Below are 13,458 nucleotides of genomic sequence, written 5' to 3' on the forward strand. Positions count from 1 at the left end.
CTCTTCCCTACGGCAAAGAACGCTCTTACCCGTTCACCCTCACGGACCGCAGTAGGCTTAGCTCTCGGCGTGGCAGTGGCCTTCGCCGGCAAAGGCTTTTCACCTTCACTAGGGTTCTACTTCATACACTTTCATGTTTTCCATCCAGTTCTATCCTTTCTTGGATTACTTTGACAACGCACTATTGCGTTTCTGTATGAGTGTGACTGCCCGTCACACAAAAAAGCACCGTCACCACGATGCTAATTCAAAAATATTGCTGTCATCCGCAGCAAACCTGTCTTTGCTTAGGGAACCCTTCTTTTATCACTTTTGAAAAATGCTCCAGGCTTTTTTGCTGTTCCCATCGAGTACGATCTGTTTTTGAAACCTTCTCAATTATCGCTGTTTGTGTAGTTGCGGAATAAACGATGATGCCATCACATATATCTGATTCCCGAGAATAAGCATAGCGATAAACATCGCCATTCTTCTCCAGCAACTTATACCACCAATACATACTGCTCTCCTTCTGCATTTGACCGGGTTGATTACAGTTTGTCGAATGCAAAATACAACAAACTGTGGTTTTGCTTACAAAAGAATTCTGTCCTGTATTTCTTACTTTTTCAAGAGATAGTGTCAATTGGTATTCAATCGTTACCTTTATCACGATGAAATTTGCAGCCACAAATAATCGTTCTTATACGCAGAGAACTGACTGGCAAGTGCCACCCATCGCCAGACGGAAAATTCTTATCTGTCTGCCGTCGTCCGACAAATGGCGTCATTCAAATTTACCGATGAATACAATGAAACCGGGCATTGCCCGGTTGTCCTCTTCGAATCATGTCCGACAGTTCTGTCGGGCATGATTCCTTACCCTGTTTTAAGAGATTTTGACAGAATTTGGCCTCACCTCTTCACTTACAGGGGATATTTCATTACCCTGTGTATCGAAGGATCCAGACCCAGCCATCATCCCAGTATTTGCCTACTGAGATCTCATTGCCAGTCTGATCTCCTGACTGTCGGCCGAATGTTGTGCCATTTTCATCAATGTGAGCTCCGACACTCATGTCATTACCAAGATAAATCTCTGTATGGTTCACCGCTAGCATGACATCTCCTGCTGCAAGACTTGCTTTTGAAAATGGAATCATGGTGAATCCATTGGCCGGGAAGTTATACTGCATCGATGTTGTGTTGTTGGTAAGACCAACCGGCACGCCTGCTGCATGGAATGCTGCAGACACAAATGAAGAGCAGTCATAGTCCGGTCCATATCGATTGATCTGTGAGTAACCGTGATCTGGATCATTGGCAATAGCCACAGCCCAGGCCAGGGCATTGCTGATAACTGAGCCATCTGAAGGCAGAACTATTGGACCAGTGGCACCGCTGCCATTGCTGCTGAAGTCATTTCCTTTCTGCTGCATATCGGCAGCGATATCTTTGATTCGTGATCTGCCATAGAGATCTACAGAATATCCGGTTCTCTCCTGGAGCTCATCCATAATGGCACCAAACTGATTACTACCTGCAGCAGGATTAAAGGAGTTCATGTATTCATCCATGGATAAATCCTTTGTACAAATGTTCTGGCCTGTATCCACATAGTGGTATAAAGAGACAGCCTCTGCAAGCCAGTAAGCTGAATAGTCTGCAGGAGAATAGTCCTCGAAATCCATATAGACATTTGTGTACCATTCTGCAGCTCTTTCATCACTGTGATCAAATAGGTCCGCAAACCATACCTCCGCCCTTTCCTTCAGCCAGTCTGCATACAGCACGGGTGCTGCGGCCGCTGCAGCTGCAGTGATAACGATCAGACACGGTGCAATCAGAAACGTGATCAGATATCCAGTGAAGAGTTTCATCAGTCCTTTGCCGGTTATCCTGATCCCTTCTGACATATCTGCCCTGCCAGTCATCAGTTCAATTAGTCTCATAGAAACATTGCACCCATCTCAGCAAGTTCATTCCTGGTAGGCGTGACGTGAATTGTAATTCTTCTCTGGCCGCCAATGATCATCAGGGCATCACCCTGGCCGAAGTTTTCTATCCAGTAGGCTTCATTCTCGTTAATGGACTCCAGCTTGTTCAGATCGTTGGTAGCATCATGGTTCATTCCCAGGACAATCTTGTAAGCAGAGTTATTAAAAATAGCTTTGCCATCAGTGATGATCCGGCTGTCTGCAAAGTCATGCGGCTCCTGCGTTCCAATTACCATGACGTTCTTATATTTTCTGGAACGTCTGACAAACTGTGAAAGCAATCGGGAAGTATTGCCTCTGTGAATCAGAGCATGTGCTTCATCGACCACAAAAGCTGACTTGTACGAGTCATCCAGGCAAAGAGTCCAGCTGTAGCCGAACATGATGTAGTACAAAGCGTTTTGCAGCTCTTCAGAAGAATCAAACAGCTTCTTTGTACCAAATGACACAATCATTCTGCCACTTGGATTAAGCCGGATTGTTGTATAGCCATTCAGATACTCGCTCCATTCATTCAACACACGCTGCATCTTCCGCTTCAGTTCATTGAGATATCTGAGATTCTCCTCCTCACCTGCCAGCTCCTTTCTTCTTTCGATCTCTTCTGAAAGCACCTGATCAAAAGTAGAAAAGGTTGGCATATCTTCATAGGTCTTGGATCGGAAGGAAGCCCAGCTGCCAGACGCATCCGGACAGATTCCAACTTTGGCATAACTTTTTTTGACCAGCATACCGACAAATGACAAAGCATCTTCTGAAAGAGCCGGAAATAAAAATTTGAGGACATTGCCAACGTCCTCAATCACGTAATTCACTGCCAGTTCTGTATCCCACATTCTGCTCTGATCTTCACTATCATCATCACTGCTGATCGGCTTCAGGTCAAACACATTGATCCGATTCTCTTTCTGTCCCCAGCTGATATAGGTGCCACCATACTTTCTTGTCAACTGCTCGTTTTTATTTTCCGGGTCTATCCAGATAGTCATGACTTTATTCTTAATCATCTGGCGGATGATCAAAGACATGGCAGTTGTCTTTCCGGATCCGGCAGCACCAGTCACAATCACGTTGCCATTCAGCCGGTTGGCATATCTAGCCTGCTTTGGTTCGTTCAGGTAATAAAACACATCAAAGATGATCTTACCGTGATTCTGCAGTTCTTCGCCAAAGAGAAATCCTTTGGGATCGTTCAGTGTCTCATAGACCCAGGGATACAGCCCGGCAACGCCCTCAGAAGTCAAAGGGACGCCGATGTTTTCCTCGATGGTGGAATTCATGCCTGACGTGAGAAAAAGCGGTGTGGCGAGCTTAAACAACTGTTCCTGTAGCAGCAAACCATCAGTCACAGAGAATCCTCTTACCTTCAGTCTTGCTTTCAGCTTGTCACGCTCATCCTTTAGTTCTGTTGGATCATCAGCGGAAATCTGGAAGATAATGGTCAGATTGTGTGTCCGATCATTGAGATTGATCACTTCATTGATATATTCCTGCTGGCTTTCCAGTTCCGTCAGGATCTTTCTTTTTTCCGTTTCATCATGTGTCTTATCATATCTGCGCTTCTTGTCATTGATATCCTTTGTCAGGATCTTCTGCATATTCAGATCCGACTTCTGAAGTTTGACATACAGCTTGATGGAAGGATCATTGAGGAACTCACACAGCAGGCCAAGCGCATACAATGGCGGAAGTGAGGTAACCAGGATATTCTCAATGTACTTATCTCCTATCATCATGTATTTTGGGAGAACCTTCAATCCAGTTGGAGCAAGCTTTGATTTCTCAATCATGTTGGCAGATGGCTTCACATTGATGACCGGATCTCCCCAAGCGGTGAACATCTCTATTGTATCAATCTCTTTATAGGCATCGTCCGCTGCACTGTATTCCATTTTTGTGTTCAGATACGAAAACAAGCCGCGTGAAAAAACGTAATCGTTGATCAGACTGTTCTCAAAATAAAAAGATATCAGTGAATAGTAATCCCTGCGGTTCAGCTGCTTTGGTGAAAATCCAGCATTATTCCAGAGGCGGAAAAGATCTGCATAATCCTTCTCCAGGATCTTTTCATTCTCATTGCGGATCAAAACAAAGAATTCTTTTTCTCTGTGAGTCTTTGAGAAATCAGAATATTTATCCATATCTGCTGCAATCATCTTTCTGCAGGCCGAATCAGATTCATTATCCCGTTCTTCCCTCAGATCATTTACCCAGTGGTCTACATTGACTGGTGACTGCACAAACTCAAACCAGATAGTGCTTGGAGCAGAATTCAGACAGAGCCGGATGCCTTCCACAAACTGTCTCTGTTCGGCTGTCTGATCGATAAAGATATTGTTCGGTGTAAGCTTTATACCCTTTATTACCGCTTTAGAGCCGTTTCTGGCAACGATTACGCTGTCTTCGGTCACTTGCTTAATATCCATCCATCGAAGCGTTGTAGACACCTTTTTGCGCATTCTGGCAGCATTCTTCTTTGCCGCATCAAGCTCGCGTTTCTCACACTTTTCAATGTGCGTCATTCTTCTATTCTTTCTCATTGTCTTCTTTATAGATCCCCTCCCAGAGATAGTTCTTCCTTGCTTTGGCAAACCGGATCAGCACCTGCAGAAGCACCATATTGTTGTGATATACTCCACCAGTTGGCAGTGTAATCACATAGCAGAGTGCACCAGGGATAAACATTGTCACCACTGCCGGCAGGCTGTGGCCATGCAGGACGCTGATGTACAAAATCAAAGAAAGTGCTGACAGAGACGCTCCTGTCAGCACAATTACTAGATCAATGATCCGGTATCTGTTTCCGATCAGCCGGCCATTCTTAAAGTTTTTCGGCGCATTAAAGCGCAGTCCATAATCATCCATAATTTCCTTTCTCAACATAAAAAAGACTCACCTGCTGTATGCAAATGAGTCTTCTCAAATTGATTCGTCAGTCTGTGATGCTTTCAGCAGCTTTCTGGCCTGCAACAACACCGGAGCCAATAGCCCAGGAGTTCATCATTGCAGTCATGGAATCTGCACCATTTGCACCGCCGACAACAGATCCGGCACCATACAGGTTGGTGATTGGATTGCCAGACTTATCCAGGATCTGCATGTTCTCATTGGCTTTCAATCCACCAAGAGTTGTGCAGAAACGAGGTCTCTGTTCAACGACATAGTATGTGCCGCCTGTTGCAAGTGCAACCGGGTTTTCCTTGCCAAATGCATCTGTTCCAGATGCGCAGTCAGAATTATACTGATCAACTGTTTTCTGCAGTTCATCCGCATCAATGCCCATGGTCTTGGCAAGAGCAGACAGATCTGTACCGGAAGCCAGTACCGGCTTGCCGTCATTTTCAATGCTTTCCCACTTGGTCAGATCATCTGCGGATGCAACAAGCTTGTCTTCCAGTGACTTCTGTACATAGGTCTGCCATGCATCCTCATCCATGACGAGATACAGAATCTTGTCATCCTGAGCGACTGTGGCATTGGTAATCTCAGCAAGAGTGCCGGTTTCCTTTACAACTCTGTCTCCCTTTGTGTTGACATAGATTGCACCATGCCCATTGGTTGCAGCTGTAGAGCTTGCTGTAGCTGCCAAAGCTCTGCCAGGAACGGTTTCAACACCCTGCGGATAGACTTTGACAAGATCAAGGTTAATGGTATCTGCACCGACATCTGTGCCCAGGTTCAAGCCATCACCCAGATCGGTTGTTCTGCCATAGAACATGTATCCATTCAGGGAATCCGGCAGCATCTTTGTATTGGCACCGAAGCCGCCTGCGGCATCAATGGTGGCCTTTGCGGTGATATCAATCTTGCCTTTGCTGTCTTCGCATTCCACACCGGTAACAGCACCGCTGTCATCAGTTAACAGCTTGGTGGCTTTGGTTCCTAACAGGAGCTGGCCGCCGAGATTTTCGAAGTTATCAGTCATGACTTTGAAGAACTCATAGCTTCTGCCGACAACACCAATCTGTCTCTTGGCAGAGTGATCCGGATACTGTGTCTGAGCAACATCATATGGCACCTTCATGTCATCAATGAGCCAATCAACTGTAGAGCCAATGGTTTCTGTGATCATCTTGACAAGCACTGGATCATTCTTGTTCAGACCGATCCGCATGATATCATCATACGCAAGCTCAGGGGAATCATTTTCCTCACCAAGCTTTTCTTTCTGGAACTTGGAGCCGGTTGCGATCAGTGTGCCGGCATTGCACATTGTATCGCCGCCGACCATGTCATTCTTTTCAATCAGAATGACGGACTTGCCCATGGAAGCAGCCTTGGTTGCTGCAGCCATGCCACCACCGCCAGCGCCAATGACAACAATGTCAGCGCTCATTTCTCTGGTTTCAGAGTCTTTTTCAGTTTCGACATCGGTATTGAATGCTGTGCCATCCGGATCCACATCTTTCAGGGCATCACGGCAGGCTGATTCAATGCCAACAGTAGTGACAGTTGCACCGGATACGTTGTCAACACTGAAAGTGTTGTTATCAACCATATCCTGTGGAACCTTAGCAACCGCAACATCGCCAATACCCTGTGTTTCAGTGTTGGATGTTACCTCAACATCTGTCAGCTTATTATCCTTGACAGTAACACTGACAGAAATAGGACCGTTATTGCCAGTACCGGTTCCTTCGTAGACACCATCTGGAATACTTACAGGTGTCGTGGTGGCAACTGCTGTGCTGCTGCCAGAACAGCCAGCAAGCATCGCTGCGCACAGAAAAGCAGAAAGCAATCTTCTCTTCTTCATGATAATCTCCTCTCTCCCTGTACATCCTATTATGATTTTTTTCACAAGCTAATCAAGGTCAGATCCTGAAATAATATTCCTTTTTTCAGGATTTGAAATGATCATATTTTTCTATATTTGACGACGAATCGAAATATCAGCATATATTTCCAGATTATTTTGTCATAGGATACTCGCATTCTAAGAATTCATGATATATGAGAATCCATATACTTCTTTCCTGATTCCACAAGATTCTTGTGCTTCATCATCACCCTGCCGAACTCTTTGGACAGCTTTCTGTCCTGCGCAGCATTGACTGCATTATGATAATCAGAAAAAGATGATCCTGCAGCACTTTTAAGTGTGCCCAAATTAGTCTGTGCCTTGATTCTGGCCCGCTGCTCTTTGGAGTTGAAAATCCGGGCTGCAGATCTTTGATACATATGTGAGGCAAAGGTAGTTGCCATAGCACCGCTGCGGGAAGACGGTGCAATCCGTCCAAGAAGACTGTCTGGAGAAGTCACACGTCCATCACTGTATTGCGCAATGCCCTGTGAGCTAACTCCGATAGATATGCCATCATTTGCATCTGACTGCCTTGCGGCATTCACTGACATATTATTTGCTGACAATCCATTGCTCTCTGGAATTGCCTCACCTGCTGTCTCATAGGAAGGAGCTACGTTCTCAGGAAAGCTACTTGCAGCCATGTTATTTCCACTATCACTGCTGTCATACAAAGATCCGCTGCTGAAAGGTACAGCAGTACCGGCATTATAAGTTCCTGAGGATTCATGAAGCGCACCAGATCCTCCTGAAGAATCACCTCCGGGCTTTCCTGCAGGACCGCCAATCGAGCCAATCGCATTCACCACTCTGTCTGTTTCCTGTGCCAATTCACTTCTCTGATCGGCATTCACTGGATTCAGTGATCTTGCGCCAAGCATCCGGCCAGCACTATAGAACCCTGCTGCCCCAGCCGTCTTTACTTTGCCACCCAGTGCAGTGGCAGCACCTACAGCTGTATTGATCCCCGCCATGGTGATCTGTGTGCCCTGGCCCAGTGCTACTGCTTGCTGCATCAGTTGCATGCCAGTTTGCGCACCCGTGTCACCGCCAAGCAGCTGCGCAATCCCGCCAGGTGCTGTCATAATGCTGAAAAGTGCTCCAATGAAAATAATGCCTTTACCAATGCCGTTGAAGCCATCCGGAATATGCGTCGCAATTGCCATGGCAATCCAGATTGAAACCATCTGAAAAAACGATGTCAGGAAGTCGGACATACATAAACGAAACCACAACGATGGTGCATTGTCATTGGGATCCACCAAACCAGATAAGGCATACGGAGCAAGCACAATCTTCAAAAACAGACCTACAAGTCTGGTAACAATCTGAATCCCAACAAACAACATTACGTAAGAAGTGATTGCTCCCAGCAGCATGATCCAGGCAAGATTTTCTGTATTGGGAATGTACTTGTACTCATTCCCGTCTTTCTCATTGATCTTTGCTAATGCCAGGTAATCAATTGCCTTCTGTCCGTCCGGAATATCACTGATTGAGATCTCATTACTGGTATCAGAGAAATCTGTCAGGCCAGAGCTGATAATGATATCAGATGGAGTAATATCCTCTGTACCTACCATGGATGGAAATGTAGTTGCTGCAGAAGAAGCAAACGAACTCAGCATTGGCATCAGGACCGGTACCAGTGACAACACAAGACCAATTGCCAGAACTCTCTGGATCAGAGTGGATCCATCTATCTTCTGGATCGTGTCATCAATAAATGACGACTTAAACAGCATCACCAGCAGTCTGAAGAGAATGAATAAACCGGTGACGGAAAGAACAACCGTATAGAAATCCCAGATCCAGGAATTGCTGCCAGTTCTGCCTTCCAGATGAAGATTAAACAATGCAAGGATTACTTTGTAGATCATATCTGAAAGCTGAAGAACGAACTTTGCCAGGAACCAGAGGACAGTTCTGAATGTATCTGTCACAAAACCATTTAACCAAGATGGCATCTAATACTCCTTTCTTTCAGTAATGGCAGCTGCCGCGTTCAATGCACTGCAGCAGCCAGACATAGCAAAGCCTGGGATCAACTGATGGAAAAGATGCTCAGAAGCAATGTGACAGACTCTGCGACGACACCGACAATGATTCCTTTTTTTACGGTTACCCAATATGGTTTCTCCTGCGCACCTTCCGCTTCAGCCTGCCACCAGCTGATGGCTTTAATAAGAAGATAAATTCCAAGAATCACCGGGATTGCCCAGGTCAGTGTGTTATACAGCGGCGTAAGGTATCCATTCAGCCAGTTCTGCAGCTCTGTTGTGTTCAGATCTGCATGCGCAGGTGTTACAAACTTCAAAAGTGTCATTGTCATGACAGATACAATCAAAAGATTCTTTTCTTTGTTATTCATTTTCATTTCTTCTCCTTCAAACAAAAAAAGAGACTTTTCCGTCTCATCGTAATGTGTTGCTAATAAGTAAGCTGATAACCTGTGTAGATCCCATCTCCATCCGAAATTGGAGTGCACTGATACGTTCCTACTGCACTTCCTGCAGCAATGCATGCCTGATAAGCACTGTCCATGTCATAACCATCGGAAAACATAAAATCCTGACTGCCATGCGTTTGACTTTGCTGAGCTGCAGATCCGGAAGAATCTGTAGAACTACTGAATGATGACTGAGTACTGCCAGAATTAGGTTCTCCCGAGTTTTGATAAACAATAATCTTTTCTGGTTCGGGCACAGGATCTGGGTCTTTATAATGAAGAGTCAATACAGCTATGCCGGTATTTCCAGAGGAATCGGTGACTGAATAGGTAATATCCTGATCATTCAGACTTTCATCCGGATCATTCCATATCACACTATCCGTCAGGTCACCATCAGCGTTGTCTGCTGCAGATGATAAGTATGCTTTACCAGAAAAGGTATCCTGTCCTCTTGTCAGCGTAACTTCATGAGTTGACAGAGTAACATCCGGTGGAGATTGATCTATCACATTGACAGCCAGAACAGCAGTTCCAGTTTTTATCCTATTTTTGATTTTGTACAACACTTCTGTCTTTCCAATCTGATGTGTATCAATCACATCCGGAAGAATCAGCTCAACGCCATCCTCTTTGGTGTAATCTTGCACATAATCAATCGGATTGAATGCTGCTCCATAATCCAGTGTCACCTCATCAGCAGTCAGTATCAGTGTCAAATTCTGATTCTGCAGCATCTGATACTGATGAAAAAGATAGGCACCGACCGAAGCAGTGCCTATCAGGGTAATGATCAAAAGGGCAATAAACATAATGCGCAGCCACTGTGCATGAAGCTTTGCCTTTGCTCTCTTATCAATAACATTTGCATTTTCTATCTTTTCCCGGTTATGGTTCATTGCCTCCCATGAGATCTCAGGATTCATGAATACTGCCATTTGATCAGGAGTAAGGCCATGCTCCAGACCAAGCCGTATCTCCTGCATCTGCATATTGTCATATTCTGGCTTTGCATACAGATCTACCTGATCCGTTGTAAGTTTCTTTAAGCCTTCATACACCTCTGTCATCTGGGCAGAATTCAAACCACGTGTTTTCACTTCAGACAGGTAATCTGCCACGATTATCACCTTCATTTCTGTATTATTCTCAGTCAATAGATCTGATAATAAGAGTAAACAGCCTAAGCAAGAACATTAGACCCCCTTTAAAGTTCATTTTTTCCTGAGCACTTAAAGGCTAGAAATCATCATATGAAGATTTCAGTAAGCCGATAATCAAGAGAGACCTATCGATAGAATGGAATCTCTAATTGAGGCGTTGACAATTCAACATTCTGAGAATTTGGTTGTGATGCTCCGAAAGACAACGTTACCTTCTGCAGATCTTCGTAATTTCCAATATCTTCTTCAGCTAACGAATCTCTATATGGTTTCACCAGACCAATACCTTGACCTCCAGATGGTACTTCTGTTAGTCCGCCAGTAACAAGTACATCAGCATCATTCACCTGCATCTGTATCGGTGAGAACAGCAGCGTCATATCAGTTTTGTTTTTGATGATGATAGGAATTCCTTCAGTGAAAAATGTTTTAGACGGTTTGATAGATATCCTGACCTTGTCATCTTCATAAACCAATTCAAAACTGCTGAGATCCGGCTGCTGCATGTCATCAAAGTGATCTGTTTTCACCAGGAATGAATCTCCGATATATAGAACAGCCTGTGTATCAGGATCATATATCGTAAACTGTCCGCCTATTGAACAGATCTCATGGATGCCAAAAGCACTCAACAGATCCGTATCCAAAATAAGCTTGTTTCTGTCATCAGAATGCGCCTTAACACTGTATTGAAACGTATCATCCGGCGGATTGTAATAAGAATATCCATTCACTGTAATGTAATCTGAAGACAGAAGGAATTCCTGGTCCGAATCATTATGGATCGAATAATAGAATCCCACTCCATCTGTCGGACTATATCCATACTGCAGTGATGCGATTGTAATGTCTCCATAATCAAACATCACCTGCCCCTCTGCAACCTGAAATCCATCCTGTGATATCACTCTCTCAGCAGTGCCTGATGGGGGTAAAGGCGTCCAAGTGTTGGCTTCAGGAGGTACTGCTGTTTGCACAGAAGATGAAAACAGGCTGCAGCCCGAAAGAACTGCAGCCATCATTACAAGAAGGATCTTGTTATCTATTCTCATAGAATCTGCTTTTCCCATTACGCATCAATTCCAGGTTGCCAGAACCACATTGCAGTAGGCAGACAGTCTAGCATATTTAAGAAATCCAAATAGTGCAGATAGGAATTGAGTGATGTCCTGCTGCCGGTTTCCATATACTGCAATGCAGACAGATCAAGCATGCTCAAGAGATAATCACGTATCTGCGGCAATGTCCGAAACATCTCCTTATGTCCTTCATCCACATAAAGTTCTGCAACCGTCATCCGCACATCATCAATATCTGATTGTCTCCATCTTAATTCATCGTTTGTTACCTCATTCATACTTTCCTCCAATTCTTCAAGCTAATCGTTCATCTTCCTCTGGACCTTCCATGCAGAGTATTGAAATTCCTGATTTCATTGACTGATTCTGCTACGTTGTTTGCTGAAGCAAGCTGTTTCTCACTCATGACCTGAATATCACCGGATGCATTGATAAAGACGCCATTATCAAGGCCATGCTTCCGGTTATAGTCATTCAATGAAAGTCTGCCGCCATGCAGATCCAGAAAGTCAGTGGCAAGCTGTGCCTGTTCCAGTGCTTTATCCAAGCAGTTTGGATCCTTTCTGATTGCTGAAGCCCAGGACTTTACGTATTTGTAGTGATTGGCTGCAGTTTTCTCAATAAACTCATTCATGCCCTCTTCATCAGGCTTTAAAGCAACCGAAGTAAAAGCTGATGTCATCTCTGCCACCAGCTCCTCAAACGCATATGTTTCTCCGCCAAATCCATCCGTATTTGTAAGACTGGTGCGGTTCAGACGGTTTGCCGCCCCGCTGCTGTGGCCAAGCTCATGAAGAGCTACAGCGTTATAGGCATATTCTGAAATAAAGAGATCTCTGTTTGGCAGGTGAATCGCATCTTCAGATGGCCTGTAAAAAGCATTCTCGTACTGATCGTTATAGATCGGTACGCCCATACTCCTGGAGATCTTTGTGACGTATTCATCCTGATTAATTGCCTCATGCTTCTCACGCTTCAAAGGTGGGATGCCTGAACACTGCTCAGCATTAAACACCGAATAGAACTTTGGAAAAGCTCTGAACTCCTCAGACTTTCGCCCCTCATCTCTGATCAGTCTGGCCATCTCTGGAAAATCAATAAACTTACCCTTTTCGCCTTTCTTCTTTGTCAGATCTGATACTAGCCACCGCTGTATGGTTGTACCATGCTCACCTTTGTTGACATGTGCCTTGGGATTCACTCTGGATAACTGAGAAAAGGTAGTCCATCGGGGATCCTGATACCCCTTCATCAGGGCAGTCATACTCAAAACAAATGCGTTGGATCCACGGTATGGCTTTCCTGTTGTCATAGATATTGGCCCTGCATCCGGACCGCTGACCGTATGCCACTGTTTTACCCATGAGAAGCAATCTACAGGATTGTCTTTATCCATAAGCCGGATGAACTGCTCCCCGATTTGCTTCCGATATTCTGTAATCTGTTCTTTTGCTGATTTGATATTTCTGGAGGAGTAAGAAGAACGGTTCTCCCGTACATCTGCTGCCAGCTGACTGGCGACATTAACAGGTCTGGAGAGATTCTGACTTTGGTGTATCAGTCCAACTGGCACTGTATCCGATAAACTCATGAGCACTTGAAATCTTGTTTTGTCTGCTAGTTTCTGACTCTTTTTCCTGTTGATATAGAGAAGCTTACCCTCCTCAACTGCCTGCTGCAGATGATAATCCAGATGATCATGGGGATACATACTGGTGACAAAATTTGAGGGATAATCTTCGCCTAAGTAACTCGCCTGGCCATTTGGCCTGATTAAAACAACGATCGGATGATTCTCGTCATCAACCTGATCCGTGCCTAAAACAAGTGAATCATCCTTAGACAGTGAATCGAAAATAAAAGGGCCTGTAACAGTTGCTAATGTGAATTAGCTCTGTTATGGGCCTTTTTTGTTTTCTTTTGTATTATCTTTACCAAAACTTATTCAGCAGCGTCATTTCTATGTAGAATCATGTATATCAAAGCA

Annotated in this window: 11 protein-coding genes; all 11 read right to left on the reverse strand. The window is 44.6% G+C overall.

What is annotated here, in order from left to right:
- Positions 1 to 262: 262 nt before the first annotated feature.
- On the reverse strand, positions 263 to 499 hold the full coding sequence (locus MOZ60_RS10420) for a hypothetical protein (RefSeq protein ID WP_370596623.1): 237 nt from the start codon (positions 497 to 499) through the stop codon (positions 263 to 265).
- A gap of 424 nt (positions 500 to 923) precedes the next feature.
- On the reverse strand, positions 924 to 1,931 hold the full coding sequence (locus MOZ60_RS10425; RefSeq protein WP_370596624.1) for an endolysin-like domain-containing protein: 1,008 nt from the start codon (positions 1,929 to 1,931) through the stop codon (positions 924 to 926).
- Positions 1,928 to 4,516, reverse strand: a complete 2,589-nt coding sequence (locus tag MOZ60_RS10430) for a VirB4 family type IV secretion system protein (protein ID WP_370596625.1) — start codon at positions 4,514 to 4,516, stop codon at positions 1,928 to 1,930. The genes MOZ60_RS10425 and MOZ60_RS10430 overlap by 4 nt, the downstream gene beginning before the upstream one ends.
- On the reverse strand, positions 4,503 to 4,859 hold the full coding sequence (locus MOZ60_RS10435; RefSeq protein WP_370596626.1) for a hypothetical protein: 357 nt from the start codon (positions 4,857 to 4,859) through the stop codon (positions 4,503 to 4,505). The genes MOZ60_RS10430 and MOZ60_RS10435 overlap by 14 nt, the downstream gene beginning before the upstream one ends.
- Positions 4,860 to 4,908: 49 nt before the next feature.
- Positions 4,909 to 6,732 (reverse strand): FAD-dependent oxidoreductase, encoded by a 1,824-nt coding sequence (locus tag MOZ60_RS10440; protein ID WP_370596627.1) that lies wholly within the window; start codon positions 6,730 to 6,732, stop codon positions 4,909 to 4,911.
- 188 nt (positions 6,733 to 6,920) lie between these two features.
- A complete protein-coding gene (locus MOZ60_RS10445; RefSeq protein ID WP_370596628.1) occupies positions 6,921 to 8,747 on the reverse strand; it encodes a hypothetical protein in 1,827 nt (608 codons plus the stop codon).
- Positions 8,748 to 8,824: 77 nt separating this feature from the next.
- Positions 8,825 to 9,157, reverse strand: a complete 333-nt coding sequence (locus tag MOZ60_RS10450) for a hypothetical protein (protein ID WP_370596629.1) — start codon at positions 9,155 to 9,157, stop codon at positions 8,825 to 8,827.
- Between the two features lie 53 nt (positions 9,158 to 9,210).
- Complete coding sequence (locus MOZ60_RS10455) at positions 9,211 to 10,041, reverse strand: hypothetical protein (RefSeq protein WP_370596630.1); 831 nt, start codon at positions 10,039 to 10,041, stop codon at positions 9,211 to 9,213.
- Positions 10,042 to 10,517: 476 nt separating this feature from the next.
- Positions 10,518 to 11,444: a hypothetical protein gene (locus MOZ60_RS10460; RefSeq protein ID WP_370596631.1), complete on the reverse strand. Its 927-nt coding sequence runs from the start codon at positions 11,442 to 11,444 to the stop codon at positions 10,518 to 10,520.
- 17 nt (positions 11,445 to 11,461) lie between these two features.
- The gene (locus tag MOZ60_RS10465) at positions 11,462 to 11,749 is read right to left on the reverse strand and encodes a hypothetical protein (protein WP_370596632.1); all 288 of its coding nucleotides are present in this window, start codon (positions 11,747 to 11,749) and stop codon (positions 11,462 to 11,464) included.
- 29 nt (positions 11,750 to 11,778) lie between these two features.
- Positions 11,779 to 13,329, reverse strand: coding sequence for a zincin-like metallopeptidase domain-containing protein (locus MOZ60_RS10470; RefSeq protein WP_371832663.1), 1,551 nt, complete (start codon positions 13,327 to 13,329; stop codon positions 11,779 to 11,781).
- Positions 13,330 to 13,458: the final 129 nt, after the last annotated feature.

The sequence above is a fragment of the Grylomicrobium aquisgranense genome (genome assembly GCF_033971865.1).
Taxonomy (GTDB): domain Bacteria; phylum Bacillota_I; class Bacilli_A; order Erysipelotrichales; family Erysipelotrichaceae; genus Bulleidia; species Bulleidia massiliensis.